23 protein-coding genes and 1 pseudogene are annotated in these 20,414 nt (G+C 35.3%); 2 read left to right on the forward strand and 22 right to left on the reverse strand.

Annotated features, from left to right (window positions below; translation table 11 throughout):
* Positions 1–31 precede the first annotated feature (31 nt).
* From HZR21_RS11750 to HZR21_RS05445, 4 genes are all read right to left on the reverse strand, one after another.
* Complete coding sequence (locus tag HZR21_RS11750) at positions 32–2,269, reverse strand: Ig-like domain-containing protein (protein WP_180746786.1); 2,238 nt, start codon at positions 2,267–2,269, stop codon at positions 32–34.
* A 656-nt stretch (positions 2,270–2,925) separates the two neighbouring features.
* On the reverse strand, positions 2,926–3,516 hold the full coding sequence (locus HZR21_RS05435) for a dTDP-4-dehydrorhamnose 3,5-epimerase family protein (protein ID WP_180746787.1): 591 nt from the start codon (positions 3,514–3,516) through the stop codon (positions 2,926–2,928).
* 25 nt (positions 3,517–3,541) lie between these two features.
* Entirely contained in the window at positions 3,542–4,210 is a 669-nt protein-coding gene (locus HZR21_RS05440; protein WP_180746788.1) for an SGNH/GDSL hydrolase family protein, read from the reverse strand.
* Between the two features lie 122 nt (positions 4,211–4,332).
* A complete protein-coding gene (locus HZR21_RS05445) occupies positions 4,333–5,145 on the reverse strand; it encodes a class I SAM-dependent methyltransferase (protein WP_180746789.1) in 813 nt (270 codons plus the stop codon).
* 142 nt (positions 5,146–5,287) lie between these two features.
* On the opposite strand from HZR21_RS05445, the gene HZR21_RS12005 reads away from it, so the two are divergent.
* Positions 5,288–5,821: a GIY-YIG nuclease family protein gene (locus HZR21_RS12005; RefSeq protein ID WP_310592553.1), complete on the forward strand. Its 534-nt coding sequence runs from the start codon at positions 5,288–5,290 to the stop codon at positions 5,819–5,821.
* Between the two features lie 84 nt (positions 5,822–5,905).
* The gene (locus tag HZR21_RS12235; protein WP_489752608.1) at positions 5,906–6,175 is read left to right on the forward strand and encodes a DUF4357 domain-containing protein; all 270 of its coding nucleotides are present in this window, start codon (positions 5,906–5,908) and stop codon (positions 6,173–6,175) included.
* A 326-nt stretch (positions 6,176–6,501) separates the two neighbouring features.
* Here HZR21_RS12235 and HZR21_RS05455 read toward each other — a convergent pair whose 3' ends face one another.
* The 18 genes and pseudogenes from HZR21_RS05455 to HZR21_RS05535 all read right to left on the reverse strand — a co-directional run bounded on the left by HZR21_RS05455 (position 6,502) and on the right by HZR21_RS05535 (position 20,410).
* Positions 6,502–7,113: a Fic/DOC family protein gene (locus HZR21_RS05455; RefSeq protein WP_180746790.1), complete on the reverse strand. Its 612-nt coding sequence runs from the start codon at positions 7,111–7,113 to the stop codon at positions 6,502–6,504.
* Positions 7,106–7,294, reverse strand: coding sequence for a hypothetical protein (locus HZR21_RS05460; RefSeq protein ID WP_003137318.1), 189 nt, complete (start codon positions 7,292–7,294; stop codon positions 7,106–7,108). The genes HZR21_RS05455 and HZR21_RS05460 overlap by 8 nt, the downstream gene beginning before the upstream one ends.
* Positions 7,295–7,641: 347 nt before the next feature.
* Complete coding sequence (locus HZR21_RS05465) at positions 7,642–7,836, reverse strand: hypothetical protein (RefSeq protein WP_180746791.1); 195 nt, start codon at positions 7,834–7,836, stop codon at positions 7,642–7,644.
* Complete coding sequence (locus tag HZR21_RS05470) at positions 7,829–8,872, reverse strand: hypothetical protein (protein ID WP_180746792.1); 1,044 nt, start codon at positions 8,870–8,872, stop codon at positions 7,829–7,831. Before HZR21_RS05470 ends, HZR21_RS05465 begins: the two co-directional genes overlap by 8 nt.
* A gap of 383 nt (positions 8,873–9,255) precedes the next feature.
* Complete coding sequence (locus tag HZR21_RS05475) at positions 9,256–10,161, reverse strand: AbiJ-NTD4 domain-containing protein (RefSeq protein ID WP_180746793.1); 906 nt, start codon at positions 10,159–10,161, stop codon at positions 9,256–9,258.
* Positions 10,162–10,402: 241 nt separating this feature from the next.
* Complete coding sequence (locus tag HZR21_RS05480; RefSeq protein ID WP_180746794.1) at positions 10,403–11,047, reverse strand: hypothetical protein; 645 nt, start codon at positions 11,045–11,047, stop codon at positions 10,403–10,405.
* A gap of 24 nt (positions 11,048–11,071) precedes the next feature.
* Positions 11,072–11,632 carry a hypothetical protein gene (locus tag HZR21_RS05485; protein WP_180746795.1) on the reverse strand — a complete coding sequence of 187 codons (561 nt, stop codon included), beginning with the start codon at positions 11,630–11,632 and terminating at the stop codon, positions 11,072–11,074.
* 72 nt (positions 11,633–11,704) lie between these two features.
* The gene (locus tag HZR21_RS05490) at positions 11,705–12,049 is read right to left on the reverse strand and encodes a hypothetical protein (RefSeq protein WP_180746796.1); all 345 of its coding nucleotides are present in this window, start codon (positions 12,047–12,049) and stop codon (positions 11,705–11,707) included.
* Between the two features lie 260 nt (positions 12,050–12,309).
* Positions 12,310–12,792 (reverse strand): annotated as a pseudogene (locus tag HZR21_RS05495) (recombinase family protein); the annotation flags it as partial.
* A 261-nt stretch (positions 12,793–13,053) separates the two neighbouring features.
* Positions 13,054–13,290 carry a DUF2800 domain-containing protein gene (locus tag HZR21_RS05500; RefSeq protein ID WP_180746797.1) on the reverse strand — a complete coding sequence of 79 codons (237 nt, stop codon included), beginning with the start codon at positions 13,288–13,290 and terminating at the stop codon, positions 13,054–13,056.
* On the reverse strand, positions 13,283–13,615 hold the full coding sequence (locus HZR21_RS05505) for an rRNA biogenesis protein rrp5 (protein ID WP_180746798.1): 333 nt from the start codon (positions 13,613–13,615) through the stop codon (positions 13,283–13,285). Before HZR21_RS05505 ends, HZR21_RS05500 begins: the two co-directional genes overlap by 8 nt.
* On the reverse strand, positions 13,602–13,811 hold the full coding sequence (locus HZR21_RS05510; protein WP_180746799.1) for a hypothetical protein: 210 nt from the start codon (positions 13,809–13,811) through the stop codon (positions 13,602–13,604). Before HZR21_RS05510 ends, HZR21_RS05505 begins: the two co-directional genes overlap by 14 nt.
* Before the next feature lie 83 nt (positions 13,812–13,894).
* A complete protein-coding gene (locus HZR21_RS05515; protein ID WP_180746800.1) occupies positions 13,895–14,383 on the reverse strand; it encodes a sigma-70 family RNA polymerase sigma factor in 489 nt (162 codons plus the stop codon).
* Positions 14,384–14,737: 354 nt separating this feature from the next.
* Positions 14,738–16,318, reverse strand: coding sequence for an ImmA/IrrE family metallo-endopeptidase (locus HZR21_RS05520; RefSeq protein ID WP_180746801.1), 1,581 nt, complete (start codon positions 16,316–16,318; stop codon positions 14,738–14,740).
* Positions 16,296–17,045: a M48 family metallopeptidase gene (locus HZR21_RS05525; RefSeq protein ID WP_180746802.1), complete on the reverse strand. Its 750-nt coding sequence runs from the start codon at positions 17,043–17,045 to the stop codon at positions 16,296–16,298. The genes HZR21_RS05520 and HZR21_RS05525 overlap by 23 nt, the downstream gene beginning before the upstream one ends.
* On the reverse strand, positions 17,038–19,296 hold the full coding sequence (locus HZR21_RS12015) for a type I restriction endonuclease subunit R (protein WP_310592557.1): 2,259 nt from the start codon (positions 19,294–19,296) through the stop codon (positions 17,038–17,040). Before HZR21_RS12015 ends, HZR21_RS05525 begins: the two co-directional genes overlap by 8 nt.
* Positions 19,297–19,302: 6 nt before the next feature.
* The gene (locus HZR21_RS11600) at positions 19,303–19,716 is read right to left on the reverse strand and encodes a type I restriction endonuclease (protein WP_220441090.1); all 414 of its coding nucleotides are present in this window, start codon (positions 19,714–19,716) and stop codon (positions 19,303–19,305) included.
* Between the two features lie 10 nt (positions 19,717–19,726).
* Complete coding sequence (locus HZR21_RS05535; RefSeq protein ID WP_246307812.1) at positions 19,727–20,410, reverse strand: N-6 DNA methylase; 684 nt, start codon at positions 20,408–20,410, stop codon at positions 19,727–19,729.
* Positions 20,411–20,414 lie beyond the last annotated feature (4 nt).

Below are 20,414 nucleotides of genomic sequence, written 5' to 3' on the forward strand. Positions count from 1 at the left end.
TACGCATTTTTTTGATTGATTGTCATTAACTTTATGAGGTTGGTTGATTGACGATAACGTTAGAGTCAAAGGCATCAGACCAACTCGTGTTGGGATTTGGAATGGTGACCGTGGTTAAAGCACTACAAAAATGAAAAGCATGATCGCCAATGGTCATTACACTAGACGGAATGATGACGCTTCCTAAACGACGACATAGTTCAAAAGCACCCTCTCCAATGGTTGTAACGCCTTTTGGAATCGTAAGGTGAGTTAGGTAATAATTACCACCAAAAGAGTAATCTCCTATTGTTCTGATGCTATCTGGAATCATGAGATTGGCTATGACGTAACGTGGCGTATCATCCGTAGCTATGGCAGCTCGGTTTAGAAAAGCTTTTTCCCCAATGGTCGTTACGGGATAAGTCACACCATTAATGATTGTGCTAGTCGGAATGACAAGATCAAGAGGATCCCCTTCTATGACAGGCTTGACTACTTCGATAAACCCTGTCACACATGCTTCACCGTTTGCGACACTATAAGTCAATTCTATCTTCTTACTCGTTTCTGAACTCGTGACAATGATATTAGATATTGCAGTCTTACCACCATCTGCTGTTTTGACTGTTAGCGTTGCAGTACCCGCTTTTTTAGCTGTTACTTTACCTGTGCTATCAACCGTTGCTACCGTGGTATCGCTTGACGAATAAGCGACAGCTTTATTAGTTGCGTTACTCGGTGACACTGTTGCTGTTAATTGTGCTGTCTTACCAACATCTAGCGTTGTTGCTGAAGACGTCAGGGATACTCCTGTTACTGGTATTGTTGCGACTGGATCGGTGACTATGATTTTTATAGTCGCAGTCTTAGAGACGTCTGCTTTCTTAACAGTCAGCGTTGCAGTACCAGCTTTTTTAGCTGTTACTTTACCTGTGCTATCAACCGTTGCGACCGCGGTATCACTTGACGAATAAGCGACAGCTTTATTAGTTGCGTTACTCGGTGACACTGTTGCTGTTAATTGTGCCGTCTTACCGACATCTAGCGTTGTTGCTGAAGACGTCAGGGATACTCCTGTTACTGGTACTGTTACTACTGGAGCGGTGACTGTGATTTTTATCGTCGCAGTCTTGCCACCATCTGCTGTCTTAACTATCAACACTGCAGTACCAGCTTTTTTAGCTGTGACTTTACCTGTACTATCAACCGTTGCGACCGCGGTATCACTTGATGAATAAGTGACAGCTTTATTGAATGCATTACTCGGTGACACTGTAGCTGTGATATGAGCAGTCTCTCCAACAGTCAAAGTCGATTTGTTTACCGTTGCAGTTACTTGGGAGACAGGTATTTTATCAACTAACTTGATTTCAATCGCTTCTAATCGCTTACTTTGTCCAGTCGTGCCACTCATGGCATCATTTTTGACCCAGTTTTGCCAACCAATACCTTCTATATGTGTGCGATAAACAATATCATATTGCTCGGCTGCAGGAGCATTTTGTTGCCAACGGATTTTAATGCCTTCCAATCGCAAAGCTTTACCACTTGTACCCGACATTTGTCCTGCTTTGACATAAGGTCGCCAACCAATCCTTTGAACATGAGTGGTGTATTCAATTTGACTTTTCAATTCAGGCGCAACGTTGATTTTAATAGCTTCAAGACGTAACGCTTTACCCCATGACCCACTAGATTGTCCTTCCCCAGCTGCTTGTTGCCAACCATAGTTCTGAATATGCGTACTATACGTCAGCCTATCTCCTGTTTTAGTCTGAGGTTTCGGCTCTAGCTTGATTTGAATCCCTTCCAAACGCAAACTACGGCCACTGGTCCCACTCATACCACCGTTAACTTGCCAGTCTTGCCAGCCAACGCTTTGAACATGAGTCCGATAATAAACATCATAGTATTTGGAGATTTCTCCTGTTAACCGGATTCTAATGCCCTCTAAGCGCAAGCCACGTCCACTGGTACCACTCATTTGATCATTTTTCTTCCATGCTTGCCAACCAATACTTTGAACGTGCGTTTGATACTCAATGCCCCCATTCATGCCTGAGATACGGATATTAATGCCTTCAAGACGCAGTGAACGACCACTGGTCCCGCTCATTGCGCCATCTTTAACATAACCTTGGCAACCAACGTTTTGAACATGAGTTCGATAAGACACCTGTGGTACGGCGGCGACAGCTTGAACCTGTATGGCCTGTAAGCCTAAACTGATTACAAACATCATTAATACGATCAATAATCGTAGTGGTTGAGTGATTTTATCTCTCATCTTCAGTTACTCCAATCTTTTTTACACCCTTATATCCTAATGCCGGATATGTATCATTTATGTCAAAAGTACTCATAAAAATATTTTAACATTAAACTCATTAATTGTATATCTTATTATAATAAAAAATAATAAAACAGTGCAGGTTTTTCTTATATAAAATAAGGGTATTTTAGGTGAATAGGTTTGATAATCTTAATATAAAAAGTGAAAATATAGATATGACAATTTCATTTTTTACAGAAAGATTAAATACAGCAAGACGATCCAAAGGACTGACCCAACTTGACTTGTAAAAAGGTTCGAAATCTCAAAATGTAAAGTTTCTGCATTTGAACAAGTCCTATCCTATCCATCGCTTGAAATGTTGATGTAAATTTGTTTGATAATTGATGCATCAGCTAATTATTTACTTGGAATTTCAGATGATCTCCTCTTTAAAATAGGCGATCTAACAGATAGTCAAATTCAAAGTGTTTTACAATTTGTCTCACTTATAGAAAGAGTTAATACCATTATAGATGACGACTCACACTAAGTGTTACAATAATAAAATTCCCCCTAGAAAATCAACAAAAAACTGGACACGTACGAAAATGAAGCCTATCAGCTAAAAAAGACTACTTGCGATTATACTCATCACAAGTAGTCTTTTTTTATAAACTTGGTTTATTTTCTTTATTAAACTCAATTATTTCTTTAAGCGTTGGAGCTTTAGCATCTTTTTCAGATACCTGATCAAGATTACCGAGCACGATCGGAATTGGCCATTCAATGCCTAATTCAGGATCTAGCGGGGTTAATGCGACACCTGACATGCCAGGGCGCCATTCATTATCAAAGCAATAAAGATATTCTGTGTCGTCATCTAGTGCCTGAAATCCATTACAGACGCCTTGCGGGACAAAAACTTGGACACCTGGTGTTAGATGGACAGTTACAACTGCTCCAAGCGTTTTGCTATCTGCTCTTGTATCAACATAAGCGCCAAATGCAGAGCCGTGAGCGACTGTCACTAATTTCGCCATCGCTTCGCCGTGCAGGCCTCGAACTGCACCACGCTTGGTTCGCGTTAAATTGATTTGTTGCCACGGATTTAATATATCTGGCAGCACATCAGCATGTGCGCTTGCGCGATAAAGCTCCCTAACTGTGCCGCGATCATCAGTCACTGTTTTGACATGGATGATTTGTAGTCCGTCAATTTGAGATGTTTCAGAAGCAAATTCGTTGATTTCTAATGTCATACAGACTCCTTATCTTTTATTTCAATTATAAATAGGGTACTAAATTTTCAAGAATCACCTTGCACCCATCAGGTAAAAGATGTGCGCCATCAAAAGTATAGGCTTTCTTCAGATTGCCATGTTCATCAGCCAAACCTTCACTCACATCAATAAAATGAACGCCCAATTTCTGAGCCATCTCCCGATTTTTTTCGCTTGCTTGGTTAAACAAGGCGTTACTTCGCGTTGCAAACAGCACAGCCTCATCTTTATCAGAACCAAAGTCGACATTATTCACGGGGTAATATTTCAACACAAAAATTTCTGCATCAGGTAATGTTGCCTGTATTTGTCTGATGATTTTTTCGTAATTTTCGTGAAAGATTTCAGGCTCCACTTGGAAGCCAATGTCATTGGTGCCAATGTTGATAAAAATTTTAGACGGTGCTAAATCAAAAATTTGAGTAGTGATGTGATCCAAGACAAATTGTGTCGTTGTAGCCCTTACAGCACGGTTATAAATATACTTATCGAACTTGACTTCACCCGCCTCTTCCCATTTTTCAATGGGAAAAAGTTCCATAATAGAACTACCGATAAATATAGTCTGCCCCTTTTTGACCGTTTTATTTTTTTCTTGATACTCAGCCAATAGATTGGTTTGAAAGGCTATCAAATTCGGGTTGCGTGTGAGCTCTTGCGTTTCCTTGCTCATAAAAACACCTCCTGCTTCCTTTTCTAACCATATTTTAACACTTATAGGCTTTGATAGCTACTTTAAAGATGATGTGATTAGAAAAAAAGTCAACCACGCTTATATTGGCTGACTTCAGTTTATTATTTCTCTACTAGCATCGCTAAAAGCTCGCCATTTTCATCGAATGGTCGATTTTCTATGCCACCGAAAGTTTGCATCACCTTAAAACCAGTATTTTCTACTTCATCACGCAATTGAGATTCACTAAAACCAACCGTCCATATATTGAAGATGCGGTTTTGATCGGCTTCATAAATCGCATAACGATCACCAATGACGCCTTCATCATAAATGAAATGTCCATGTAAAGCAATGTAAGGATGACCACTCCAAAATCCTAAGCCATCAGAAATCTCAATTTCACGGCTTTCTGATTGACTCACGACTGATGATTTTGTGAAAACATCAAACAATAATTGACCACCTGTTTTTAAAGCTCGGTAACTATTTTTCAAAATCTTTTCTCTATCTTCAGGGACTAAAGCACCATAATCGCAATAAATAAAGGTAATCAAGTCAAACTCATTTTCAAAGTCCATTTCAAGATAATCCTGTACAAGATAGGTCGTCTGAGTATCGTGTGCTTTTGCATACGCAATGGAGTTATCGCTAAAATCTAAGCCAGTCACATTAAATCCTTTATCGGATAAGCGTTTCGTATAAAGACCAGGTCCGCAACCAATATCAAGAATCTTAGCATCCTTTGATACCAAGGTTTCGATGAAATCGACTGCCTTATCAATCGTTTCAGGCTTGCGACTCGCTGCCTCAAGATCAGGATTCAAGTGCGCCTCAAGCATCGACTTGGCGATGTGTGGGTCATTCCAAAATAAGGTGTCAGTTTTTTCATAAAGGGGCGGTTTTACTAATGCTTTGAGCAATTCTTGATACAAAATTATACTCCTTTTGTTGTTTGATTATTATCACTCATTATATCATATACTAACATTTAGTAACAAACATCTTCCTAAACGCCTAATTTACAATTTACTCTGCTATAATAGCATTAAGCGTACTTACAAGGAGAGATAAACTATGGCAAGAGGTAAAACAATTCAACTGTATCTGATGGATAGTGTTCCGAAAAGTCGTATCAAATGTACATTGGCAAACTGGACAGGGATAGCCTATAAAATTCCAAGAACTGAACTTGAAAAAGCTAAATCTATTAACTACTTGAAACAGAGTGGCGTTTATTTTCTATTCAGTACGTCAGATGAGACGCAAGAAAATATCGTTTATATCGGGCAAGCTGGCACTCGCAAAAATGGCGAAGGCATTCTTAACCGACTTCAGGAACATAAAAGGAATCCAGATAAAGACTATTGGACGGAGGCAGTAGCTTTCACGACAACTAACAATACCTTCGGTCCAACAGAAATAAGCTATCTTGAGAATCAATTTACGAAACTCGCAATCGATAGCAAACGCTACATCGTAAAGAATAGCAACGAACCAAGTCTTGGTCATGTTACAGAAGAAAAAGAATCAGAGCTTGAAGAATACATCGATTATGCCAAGATTGTTATTGGTGCCTTAGGTTATCGGATTTTTGAGCCGATTATTTAGTCGCCTGAAATAATAGCTACTGTTCTAGCACCAACTCCTGAACCCTTACTTAGTCTAATCCTTAAGCAGGGTAAGAAGGAGAAGATTGTTGCTCAAGGTAAGCAGACTAATGAAGGTTTTGTTATTATAAAAGGGAGTAACATCAAATCCTCTACTGTAAAATCTGTACCTACTAAAGCTCTGAAAGATCGTGAACGAGCGAATCTTGATGATAATTTTGTTCTGCTTGAGGACATGCTGTTCAACAGTCCTTCTTCTGCTGCGTCATTTGTCACAGGTTATGCTATTAACGGTAAAGATGCTTGGAAAGATGAACACGGACGTTCCCTAAATGAAATTGAAAAATTGGAATAAGTATTGATGTCAGGAGCCTATCGTTTCTGACATTTTTCATTTCTATAAAAAAACAACCCTATAATAGTCGAAAATGCTCTAAATCTTAAATTATCAACGAATGCGTTTTTTACTACTTACGAATATAATAATCGTGAGTAGTAAAACTAATATATCATGAGTTAATCCTCAAAAACATTACTCACAAATAGTATTTTTATTATTCGAATTTTTCTCAATAGGTGTCAAAAAAGTAATCCTTAACTCTGGAAAAATCAAAAAAAGCCTACATGAATGAAATTGATCACTCTTATAGGCTTATTGTTTTTTGTATTTAATTATGGTTTTTATTCTTCTTCGAGTATTAGCTCGAACAGCTTAGTTAGTTTAGCAACATCACCAAATACCGTTCCATCCATATACAGATTATAAACTTCATCATCCTCTGTCAGATCAATATCAGCATAATAGCCTTTTTCAAGTGCCAAGGAACGAACTACTTCTCGTTGTGTTCTGCCGTTACCTTCACGAAAAGGGTGCATATAGTTCAAATTATCTAAGATTTCCGCTAATGCCTTTGTTATCGCCTGACGGGAATTAGCACGATCGTAAAAATTATTTATCAGCGAATTAATGTATTTTGTACCTGTATCAAAAGCCTGTAAGGCCATGAACGCATTGCCTTCTTTTGAAATATTTACTTTTCGCAGCTGCCCAGCCCATGCGTACATCTCACCAAATAGAAATCCGTGAATTTTTAGAACATCATCTATTTTTTTGACCGATAACGGCTCTAAGACTAGATCCAATCCCCGTAATCTGGCTAAGCCATATTCTTTTTCGTACGCTTCCTCGTTAGCTTTAATATCAAACTTATTAATTAATACGGATGAATTAGGATAGGTATATTCGTTATCAGGATCCAGATATTCACACGCTTCGTAAACTTTCCTAGACATTCTTCAGCTCCAGACGTTTGTTTGAAATGTAACTTTTCATTTCTTCTACGTCTTTAACGCTAGGTTGCCAACCTTCAATCATGCTAGAGCTAAGAACATACCAAACACCACGAAATTCCTGTTTATTGGTAAAACGAACACCCATGATGGTCATGTTTACTTTGTCTACATCTAATCTCATATCGGTAACCTCCTCGTTCTCTGTATTCTTATTATACCAAAAACAGTAGGTTATTGAAACAACCTCCGCGATTCTTACCTATTTAGTTCTATAACTCATCACTAACAACTTTATGTTATTTTGATGTACTCATCATTTTTGCACCAAAAAAGCAATCCCGACTAAAGCCGGAACCGCTACAATTTTCTATATATTAAGCATTTAGACGTGTCAGCAACCCAACCAACTCAATACAAGATTGATGTCTTGGGGCATTTTGGGGTATTTCTAGTATGTGGAAACTGTTCTACAGATATTTCTGAATGTTGTTAGTTTGTGGTAACATATCGACAGACTAAAAATTCAACTTATTTTTTAACTAGTTTAATAGCTGCACTTGCTATTTTAGGTCCATACTTCTTTAGACCAATACCTAAACTTGCTAACAAACCTAGCCCTGCAATGTTATTCCTTACTTTTTGATACTTTGGACATAATCCAGTTTTGTTTTTTTCATCGGTTATTATTCGGCCACATACTCTACAAATTTTTTCTTTACTCATTTTCTGAATCCTCCAATGAAACAATGTATATATCTTCTTCAACATCGTCATTATATTTTAATTTTAGCTTTTCCATATTTTGCTCAATAGCTGGTATCATCTCAGTAGAAAATGTGTGCCAACAATTAATGTTAGTTTTATCATAAGGAAAATAATCATGCATCAATGTTGCAGCGGTCAACCCTTTTCTAGTTAAGGGTTTAGTAAGAAAATCATGTATCACGTGATGATATTGTTGTAGAATTTCTTTCGAAGCTTCATTATCTCCAATGTGCTCCAATAATTGCAACCGGACACCAACATACTTTGTTGCCAACTGTAAGTCGTCAGTCAAATACCTCATATATGTGTTTATCGGATTACCAAAAGGTTGCAAAAATGGATAATTCACTTTTTTGGCAAAACTCTTAGAAGTAGTATCAATATTCTGATAAATAGCAGTCAAAGCTGTTCTTATTTTTCCATCAGCTTCCCTGACTAATCGAGTCTGGTCATCTTCCGTTTTTCTTGATTTAGATTCTAAAATTAGCGACCTTGCATCTAAGAAAGGAACAATAAAGTCACGGTCTCTATCCGTTTCAATTTGATACATTTGAAACTCTTGTATATCAGCTAACTTGGCGTAAATTTGTTGCATTTGAAGCTGATTGCTGATGTTTCTAAGTGTTTCAATATTATCAACTTTATTAGTGATTTTCTTTAGGGTTATATCTTTTATTCTAACACCATTTTCATCAAGTATAACTGGTCTGAGATTTCCATCTACTTGCTTTGACTCAGCAATACTGTAGAACTTGCTTTCCAATTTTCCCTTTATATCGTTTGGCAAACTATCAAAATCAGGAACTAATGTAATACCTCGATTTATCACAATATTAGCATGATGAACTACCTCATTAATAATCCCTAAATTACTTATTGGCAAATCACGAACTAATTCTAAGGATGACTCTTTCTTCAATTTTATTGCCATTTGGTGAACATATCCATCAAAGAAATCACTCATCTCCATAACATCCCTGCCATACTTATCCATGTCAGTTTTGAAAATTACTAACGGTTTTCAGTCTCATTTTCTGGAATAACAGACTTCTCTATAATTTCTAATTTCTCCTCCATACATGTTACCTCCCCAATTAAAACTATTGCAGTAATGCTCTTATTTGTTTGGCTAAGATTTCTTTACGCTTTTCATAGAGCTTATCAAGATCTTCAAGCTCTAATGATACATCTTTCAGAATCATAGCTTGTCCCTTGAATTCCTGCTTTTTTTACCTTATTCATACTCAGCTAGATCTCTATCTTACTTACTTTCCCTCCGTTAATTGATTGAATTCTTCATTTACATTGTTAGTTGTGACTTTCTGACGTTTGTCAGTATTGGTTGCTAGCATTAGTTTGATGATACAAACATTACCCTTAAACAAGATATTGTATTGCTAAAGCAATTAGTGATAAACAACGATTAAAAAGATAATCGTAGTATCGAATATCGGTGATATCAATCTTATTAGTTTCATGATGACGAATGCGGTATTTATTTCCTATATCTGTTAAGGTTTTAAATTCAGCATTAAATAGATCTACAAACCTATCATTCCCGTTTGCCATATCATTCACTATTTTTTCTGATGAATTTTTCTTATCTAATGTTGTATAGTAAGTTTTTAAGCGTTCTAATGCATCCCATATCTTTTCAACTGAGTCTTGCCGAGCTGCCGGATTTGGTGTTTTATATAATTCAACGGCATCTTTCAACAACTCTCTTGTGCCTTTCTCATGTACCGATACAAAAGATTTTTCTATTTCGGCTGTAAGTGGACTGTTCTCAACAATTCTTTCAATAATCTTTTCGTCCGTAAGTTCATATAATAACCCAGACTCAGAGAATACTTCATTTATTTCCTTTTGGAAATTTTCAAATACATCTGAAGAATCTTGGCAATCTATCGTTTGGTAGTTTCGGTATCTTTCATTATTCCATCGTTCTGAGATATCCTTAATGTTTTGTGCAAAGAACTCAATAAGGTCTAAAAGCGAATACTGATTGTATTCATCTCCATATTGCGGTATGCTAATACTGCCATGATTGTCCCGAAAAAGAGATGGTATTCTTATCTTTATTCTTGTTGAGAATCCGTTTTCATCAAATGCTACATAGTTGCTATCTGTAAAGTCATGATGACAATCTAAAGTAAAAATATGTGTTAAATTTTTTTTATATCTTTTACAAAAATCTAAGAGCAATGAATACATATCTCTATTAATAGAATATGTTTTTTCCTGCGGTGCTCTTATACCATGTCTTTCAGAGTATAATTTCATAAGCCATCTCCTCGTATATTTATTTTATACATTAAGCCACTAAAATGGCTAACATTAAATTAAAATCTATTTCATAGATTAGTTTCATCACTTAACAAATTCCAACATCGAAGAACTACACTAAAAGTTATTATTACCAATAATACTTTTCTTCTTTTAAGAATTTATTTTTTTCTTCATCAGTCTTATGATGTTCTCTTTTTCCCAATAGTTCGTCCTCAGCTGAGATTGTGGGATCAATCTAATCGGCCTTTCTTGACATCCACTCAATGGTTTCTTGATCGGATTTATCACTTTCTTTCAGAATATGTACAAACTTTCTTATTTCATCAGCGAGCTTATAATCTGAAAGTATATTTAGAAACTTTCTTGTTTTTTTCTTTTCATGATCTATGCGTTCTTGAACCATTCTTTCTTTTTGCTTTTCTTCTTCACGTATACGTTGCGCGTCTTCCCACTCTTCTCTTTGAGTACAAATTTCAAAATAAAGTTGATAAAACAGAATGACTATGTCAGAAATCATATCTTCCAGTTTGTTTGATTTTGTATCTTTAACATATTTACCGTTTGATACCTTAATTCTCAACACTCCATTAGGTATATAGTCATATTTTCGAATATTTGGTTTCAAGGCATAGCTGCGTCTCTTTACTTCATCATTATATTCAACTAGCTGACGTGCTTCTTCTTTAGTTAATTCGTGGTTCACTTTGACTGTGCTTTCAATAACTTCAAAATCTACAGTGTCTTTTCCAATTTGAATTCTTAAATCATCTGTTATTATTTCTCCTATTTTATCAAAAATTGTAAAAAGTGTATCTAAGATTCTATAAAGTCTAGGTAACTGTTCCGTGGATACCTCCTTAATAAATTTGGGTTGAGGCAAATCATTTCTTCGATATCTTGAATCTTAATAATTTCGTTCGGATGCTTTTACTCTTTTATGCCAAACGACTATGCTTTCTTTATAATCAATAACTTTTTTATGAAGTCTTTTCCTCTCATTAAATTCAAATTCAGATAGAATTTTGATAATAGCTTCAATTTTCTCTTTCTCTAAAAAATTAAGAGAAGAACTTAAAATATCCTTATCAAATAAGACCCTATTGACATCCTCATTTGGATTAGATTTATTTCCAAGGGTTTTCTCGATATTAATTGTTTTATCTTTATTAAATTCTACAATAATATCTTTAGTATCTTTTTTCTGAATTCTATTTTTCTTCTTTTCAACTTCTATTTTATTTACATCAGAATTAGGAAGTGGAACTATTAAATTGTCAATATCTAGCCCATGCAGTCGTTTATATAAATACTTGCCACTAGGTAAGGGGATGTCAATCTCTTTACATTGGTTTAGTAGCTTCTGATAGTTCAAACTATATTTAATAGCAACTTGACGAGCACTACTTTCCCATATCTCTTTATACAATTGTTCTCTAGTGAACTTCACCATCATTTGTACCACCATCCGTTCCTCTTAACATGCATTTAAAGTTATCATTTTTATATTTTCCTAGCGAAAACGCATACTCAAAAAGTTCTAATTCTCTGGTATCTCGTTTTCGCTTAATATAAAAAGCAGTTCTTGCTTAAGTGTGGAAAATTCTTCTACGATCTTATCTAACCCTTTTTCGATATTTTGAACATGGATTTCAGAGATTTTTCCATGATTATATGCAATTAGTCTTTCTGCAACGATGTGATAAGACCAACTCTCGCTGAATCTGCGATCTTTTTCTTTGTTATGAATAGCGAGTCCTATTGGCAATAAGTTATTTCTCATACCAATTCCGACCGCGTTTGGCGAAATACCCAGATAGTCACCTGCAATTTTTAACGTAACTTTCTTGCAATTTCTTATTTCTTCGTCTGTATATTTCCTCATAATATCCCCCGTATCTACAAATTATCTATTTATATTTCATTGCTGTCATACAAAATAAAAACAATCTTACTTTCATACGTTTTTTATTCATCTGAACACAAATTTCCACATTATAATTTCTTACAAAGACCATAGTATCATTTCATACTATTATACAATTTTTGCGACTGAAGTAACAGTCAGGAAGTTAGTTACAAAGTAACACGCAAACAGAACATCCTTAATCAAAAGAATGTCCTTAGACTTGAACCCTCAAGTTATTCTTTGAAAATGCGTTTGACCACTTCTGCTTTGGTTGGTTCAATAATCAAATGCCCATCTTCATCTTTGGTGTACCCTAAGAATCTGTTGTGGTTGATGGTAATCTCGCCCTGTTGATAGCGATATTGTAATCCTAACTTCACGTTTTGGCTCAAAGACTGACTTTCTTGTTGGGCCAAAGACGTCATTATCGTCAACATAATCTCTCCTTTGGAATCCATGGTATCTATATTTTCCTTTTCAAAAAATACGGGAATATTCTTCTCTTTCAACTGCCTAATGTACTTTAAGCAATCAAGTGTATTTCTAGCAAATCGGCTGATGGATTTAGTAATGATTCTATTTACCTTAGTGTCCATACAATCCTTTATTAAATGATTATATTCTTCTCGGTTCTTGGTGGAAGTGCCTGAAATCCCATAATCTGCATAAATACCTGCTAGTTCCCATTCTGGGTTGTTGTTGATAAAATTGGTATAATGCTACACCTGAACTTCGTTACTAAACGCTTTTATTCATCATTGCTCTGTACCTCCGTTTCTATTTGGCTATAAATGTATTCTGCTTGTTCAAAAGGATACGAAAACTTCTCTATAAAATGATTCATTTGGAATTTTGTACTTGCTACAACTGCAATCGTTGGTTTGGCTTTATATAACCGTCCCAACTTGGTTGCTCGTTTTAATCTTTCTTGCTGTGCCTGATCAAAGATTTCTGTTAGAATAATTGATGGATAAAATTCATCACCACAATATCATCGGTATGACCTTCCATTTCCTCATTGTCGTAAATTGAGGGTGGTAAATGCTTTTGTGGTTTAGAGGGGAGTTTAGCTTATGCTCAGACATTGCGTGAGCAGCTGTTCCCACTTCTGCTGCTGTACTTGTAGTATTTGGAAATTGTCGCTCCAACATGGCACTTGGCGGACATGATAACCACCTCGAACTTGATGATGCAGACAAAGTAGCATGTTTAGTCATGGCTCAGTTCCTCTGCTAACAGCAACATTTCTTCATAATACTTTGGATCTACATCACTCAGCTTTTTCGCATCGAATTGATGAATAATGGACTGTACTTGTTTGGTAAACCCTGCTTGCGATTGCTTAACCATAACTGCTTTTACTTCATCAAGAGTTACAGTTGGCTTAGTTGGTGTCATATCGGAAGTATCAAATGGCATCTCTTCCTCTTTAGTTTGAACTTGTGGCTCTCCTGCCATTAGTGCTTCAGCTAGAACTTGTAATGAATTACCCAATGCTTGGATATCTTGAACAACCTCCAGCAACAATTTAGTTCTGCTCATTAGGTTCACCTCCTACCTCTCTGATTTCTACTGAATCAACGCTTTGTCCAGAAGTCATCACTAGTATTTGTGTATCTTCACCAAACAGCCATTTCACCAGTCGTTTAGGCAAAGTACGAATTCCTGACTTCATCACCATTTGTTTCTTACCACAGTTGGAAGTAACGTTGATTTGTACTTTATGTTTTAGGTTCATAAATCAAACCACCTTTCTATTTTCTTTGCTTAGGACTTCTCCCTTACATTGGTATGCGAATTAAAAAGGGGAATCGAACCCCTTTAAATTAATTTCTTTTTTAACGACTCAATTGCCCCATTAATACACTTGCGAACTGCTGTCTCGGATTTACCTTGTAAATCAGAAATTGCAACCTTTGTCATGCCATCAAAGAAAAATAGCTTCAATGTATCTTGTTGCAATGGAGTTAATTCCGTCATCGCCATACGAAGTTTAGAAATTAGCTGTTCCTGCTCTTTGGTGGACTCCCATGCCAGTAATTCTTCTAATGGAGTTAGTGCATCATCAGTAACAACATCACCAAGTGAAATATCCTTACCATAATCATTATTGACGGTTTGGTCTAATGATTGAGTCACATAATATTCGTAGTGGCGGTACTTATTTACTGCTTCATCATCTTCGTCATGTAACAGTTCAATAAATACTTCCGTATCACCATTTGTCTCAATTACCGTTTTAGTCCCATCTGCATGAAAATAAATATAGTTAGTGCGCTTCTTTAGGCTTGTTTTGAAAAATCTAGTCATTTTCCCATTACCTTCCTGCCATCGAGACAGAAAGGAATTAGGAAAGCATTCGCACTGATTTGGGTGCAAAAAATGCACAACAAAAACAGAACAATCAACTAGTATCAAGAAACAGGTTGCCCAATTTCTCTACTTTCCTTGATTCGATTCTGTCCTTGCTGCGCAGGCTTAATGGACTTATATAATTTGAATTGGCTTTTTCCCAATCCATATTCTTAATATACAAGTTTTCTTTTTTATATGACCAACTCAATGAGTTGTGTATATAAGCTCAATTTATATAGCTTTTTCAAAAATCCACAAAAAAAAGACCCCTTTCGGGGTCAAACAACCAACTCATTGAGTTATCAAATTTTATTCTTTTATCGCACTTCCTAGTAGTTTTAAACTTTTTTTCTCTAAAATACCATTAAAGTCCTGAATATTTAATCCCGGCGTAAAATCTAGTATTCGAACCCAAGTCTTATCTGGGTCAGTATAAAAGTCGAGTTTATTATCAGATTTACTAAACACTTGTAGCGTTACTCTTGAACATAATTTCAATCCTACACATAACGCCATAAGATTTTCTTTTGACATATTGTTTAACTTATTATTTTTGATTTTACCATGGTAGTTCTTATGCAAGTCTGTTTTTTCATTGAATACTTCCGGATAATTCCAGTTTCTATTCTTCATCAAAAACCAAAGACAATCACACAATGATTTAGTGGGGTCACCTATCATTTTGACAAGTTCGATTTCCTCTTCTTCATTGTATTCTGTCAATTCATCAGAGAAGGCTTGATATACTTCATCTTCCTCATAATCAGTTGGGGTCTGAAACTTGGGATGGAACGTAAGTAGCCTACAATCAATCCCTTCAGACTTTTTTAAAGTTGCAAAACCAAGAAAATCTTTATCAGTATTAGCATAAGAAATAAAATGCTGCTCTCGTATATTTATGACACACTTCTCAAGATTTTTTCTATCCTTGCTAGTTAACGCTAATGCACCTTTTTTTCTTGTGACAAATTGCGAACTGGCTAATACAAAGTATCCATCAACAAAAACATAACGTCCTCCTCTAACCCAATTTTGCAAGGTAGAATTGGAATCTAGCATCTCAAAAGCTTCTTCGATTGTTATTTGTGTAAAGTCTCTAGTTGAGTTGATTTCATTATAAACAGATTCATAATCATAAAATTTAGAAATTACCTCTTTTAATCCAACCTCTAGCAGCCTAAATTTTGTCGATAATCTTGAAGTAATAAAGAATTCACTCAAATCTTCAATGAGAATGTCACATGATACCCTTTGGCTTTTTGAGGAGTACCCTTGAATTAACAATAATGCTTTTCTCTTAAATGATTCTTTTGGCATAAGAATTCTTGGCGTGATTCTATGGGCTTGCCATTCCAACCATTTTATTTCATTATCTTTTGTTTTCTTCCCTTCTGGAGGCTCAAAAAAAGTTTGCGATTGACGGCACATGATGGGTGCAAAATCCTCATCTATGATTCGATTCTTAATTTTTAATATCTCGAAATATCGCTTGTCTTTTTCCCAATGAACAGCTTCATGTACTAACGTATTTCTCCTTGAACCGACTCCATATATTTCTTCAGAAGCAGGATCTATTAAAATTGTTCCTGCCTCGAAGTACTTTGATTTAGTTGAATCATCCTCAGAGGAATAAATTTCTACATGTCCATCTAGTAACAAACAGCATCCAAATATGTCTAGGTTTCGTGATAGTGAAACTTGCCCTACTGTAAGCCCCATAGCATCAATCATTTCTTCCACTGGTAAAGCCATTGGTCCTATCAATGCTTGTTTAAAGTGTTTATTAAGAAATTTTGTCGCATAATCATCTAACCGATTTTTACCAAGTACAAGAGCGCCTGTTTTCCTATTAATATCAAAGATGTCACTAGTAGTTGTTTTGGAGTTCATGTAATTTCTCTTCATCCTTTCCAATGTAATCTAATGGCATATCTGATAATACTTTTTTTGCGACTCTCCAAGTTGGATAAAATTGTTCTACAAGAGCATGGAATCTATTGGTGTGATTCTTTTCCAATAAATGAACCATCTCATGAATTAAAACATATTCAAGGCACTCAACTGGTTTTTTGGCAAGCTGAAGGTTTATCCAAATTCTCCTACTATCGATATTACAAGTTCCCCACTTTGTACGCATATTTTTTATCTTGTACTCGTTAGCCGATAAATTTGTTTTTTGCTCACATTTGATAATTAACCCGTTCAAAACTCTGTTAAGCTCTTTACGATACCATTCATTGAATGCACGTTCTCTACTTTCAACAGTAGATGTATTAGGGACATAAAAAATAATTTTATTATGGTTTTTTACTACCTCATATTTATTCCCTTCAGAAATAACCTGTAATCTATAAAGTTTTCCCCATAAGTAATGAGATTCCCCCGAAACAAACTCTCTCTTGCTTTGTCTTACTTGTGATTGCATTCGATCCTTAACTTTCGTAATTTCGGGGATTTTTTTCAACACAAAGAGTTTAATTTCTTCATCTGGATAATCAATTGGGCTACTTACTGTAACTTCTCCTTCTGGCGGATTCACTCTAATATAAAGATTTTTTAGGTTTTTCTTTTTGATGATTTCAATTGGTATTCCACCAATAACTTCCTGACTAATCATTATATTCAACCTGTCCTTCAGCAATTGTAAAGATTATATTTGTTTGCTCTACTGCATCTTCCTCGCCATAATCAAAGTCTGCTAAACAGTGATATATAGCATTTCTGATTTTTTGTTGTTTCTGATAATTTTTCTTCCAATCAGGACGTATTGCGTTTCTAATGGATGTGTCAATCGCAAGAGCAATGTCTTCATTTTTATTAAAATAATCGTACAAGGCTCTTTTAGATTCACTTCCCTTAATTGAATCAGGATAATCTGCATGTTCTTCGGGATGTAAAATAGCTTGAGCAAGCTCAACAACATGTCTCAGATATTCTTCATAGCTCATAGCTTCGATTCTTCTTTGCTCAATAATTGTTTCAAGCATTTCAGAGAGCTTTCCATAATACACTTTGTTCGAAGACATTTTTTTGACTATTTCATGCTGCAAGTTATTATCAATCGTTTCTGCTTTTGCGTTATTGTCACCCGGTAAACCATCAATGATAGCACCAACTGGTGTTGTTGTAGTGTTATCAATAAGTAATTCAACCAAAGACATATTTCCTAATTTACTAACCGTTTTTGACTCTTCTGCTTTAATATAAGTATCAAGAATATATCTCATATCTGCTTCATAGGGTTTTTGGTCAATGTAATCACAACTTGCCAACTTTACCATTTCTTTGATACGATTGTAACTTGCTATGTTGCTTCTAATATTTGTCACTTCATTTTCTGAGTAGCCATAATCACTTACTAGCTTATCACTACAATTAGCAAATGAACGTGTCAATGATGATGTCAAAGAATATAGGATATCTCTTCTCCCAATAAATTCATCATTCTCACTATCATCGCCACAAAAATAATCAATATAATCTGTATCATTTTTAGGAGCCGAAACATTTTCTAACAAATCTTTTAGGGAGGCAATAGAGCCTACCATCTCAGATTTTGCTTCTTCATATCGATTTTTTATTAAGCCGTCAACATCTTCCTTATCAAAATCTTCAAAGGCTTCAGATGTATAATCAGCTACTGCCAATTGTACATTACGGAACAAGTCCATATAATCTACAATATACCCATAGTCCTTATCTTCTCCGTCGGGTCTATTTACTCGGCAAATTGCTTGAAATAAGTCATGATCTCTCATTGATTTATCAATATAGAGATAACTTGTACTTGGAGCATCAAATCCTGTTAGAAGTTTGTCTACAACAATTAGAAGTTTTATCTTGGCAGGGTCTTTTTTAAATTGTTCTTTAACTTCTTTTTCAAAAACCGACAGTTTTTGCCCGTTTAGCATCCGTTCATAAATAGACTTCTTATACTCTTCTTCCCCTTCACGAGTTAAATCACTTGTTGCGGTTCTCACTGAAGTTGAATTTGGTTCAAATGAAGTAACTACTGCACACTTAGTGAAACCATTATTTGTAAAAATTTCCCAATATTTACATGCTTCATAAACACTATTAGCGACAAGCATAGCTGTACCACGCTCATTTTTTAAACGTGGTTTGAAATCCATGTCAAAGATTATATCATTAGCAATTTTCTCTAGACGTTGTTTTGAGCTATATAATTTATTGATTGAAGTCCAGCTTTGTTTGAGTTGAGTTTTTGCACGTTCAGTTAAACCTGATGTTTTATTTTCAAACCACAAATCGACTTTATCTTTACTTGATAAATCTTGGTCAACATCTCTTGATTCATATCTAAGGTCAAGGACTACCCCATCCTCAACTCCTTCATTAAATTTATAAGTATGGATATATGTTCCAAATGTTTCAAGACTTGTTGCCTTGTCTTTTTTCAATAAAGGAGTACCTGTAAAACCAATTAGAAGTGCATCTGGCATCAACACTTTCACTGCCTCATGAAGTTTTCCAGAATTAGTACGGTGACATTCATCAATAAAAGCAACAATCTTACCTTTCGCCTTAAAATCAGATGGTAAGTCTTTTAATAGTTCTTTTCTATATTGGTCAACATCTGCTTGTTTTCCTGCATTATGACCATATTTATGGATTAAGGAACATATTATAGAATTCTCATTGGTGTTTAAGACTTCACGTAAATCGGAACTACTAGAGGTTCTTTTCACTTTTTCTTCAACATCTATAAATAAACTTTCGATTTGGTCATCAAGTTCTGTTCTATCAGTAATAATAACCACTCGGCTATTATCAATGTTTTCAATTATCCACTTAGTTAACCAGACCATAATTAAAGATTTTCCTGATCCTTGTGTATTCCAAATAATACCGCCTTAATCCGATGCGATTCTTTTTCTGACAGCAATATTTGCAAAATACTGATTGTGCCTAGCAATTTTCTTTGTCCCTGCATCATAGATAACAAAATCATGAATGATTGAAAGAAGTCTCTCTTTTTGACAAAGTGAAATAATCCCATCTCTCAATTTATTATTTTCTGAAGACTGAATATTTTGAACCTCTGACGAAAGGACATCTGTTGCTTTGGTATCTTCTTTCCATTTTAAAAAGTATTTTTCTGAAGTTTCAATTGTTCCATATTTAATACCTTCCGCTTCATTACCTGCGAAAACTAACTGCATGGTGCTAAAAAAGTTTTGAATATATTCTTTCTTTTGATTCGTAAGATTTTGACGAATTCCTTCACCAATACTTACACAAGAACGTTTTAACTCAAAAATCCCCACTGCAATCCCATTAATATAGATAACAATGTCTGGTCTTTACTATAGAATCTCCATTTTCATTAACAGGTGCTTCATCTGCTGACCTAATCAAAAGCGAACCACTTCCTGCTGCAGGGTCGTGTAGTGTCCAACTTTTACCAGTTTCCTGTTTAATGTTTCCGATTCCTATTAATCTAGCAACAACTCTAGAGACTTCACTTGGAGTATAAAATTGACCTTTACTTTTTCCTGATTCCTGTGCAAATTTCATCATGAAATATTCGTAAGCATCGCCAATGATATCATCGCCACTTGCTCTATTCGTTTTAAAGTCAATAGCAAGATTTTGAAAAATAGCAATTAATCCAGACACTTTATCAACTAATTCTTTTCCTGCACCTAACTCATCAGGATTATTAAAGCTTACATCAGGTAAGGAACCTTGAAGTTGATTATCTTCAAGAAACTTTTGAATAATTTTGTCGACACGTTCCCCTACATCGCTCTTTCCTTTAGCTGCAATTAAATCTTCAAATGATGCACCTTCATTTACAGTAAACTCTGCAAATCTTTGACCTTTATATCTATCAGATACATATTTAAAGAACAACAAGATTAGAACATAATCTTTATATCTAGATGGTTCTACACCGCCTCTTAATTTATTACAAGCTTCCCATAATAGAGAATACAATTCTGATTTTTTCACTGCCATTCAT

Origin of the sequence: Pseudolactococcus laudensis, from assembly GCF_013449735.1 — a bacterium.
GTDB classification, from domain to species: Bacteria; Bacillota; Bacilli; order Lactobacillales; family Streptococcaceae; genus Pseudolactococcus; species Pseudolactococcus laudensis.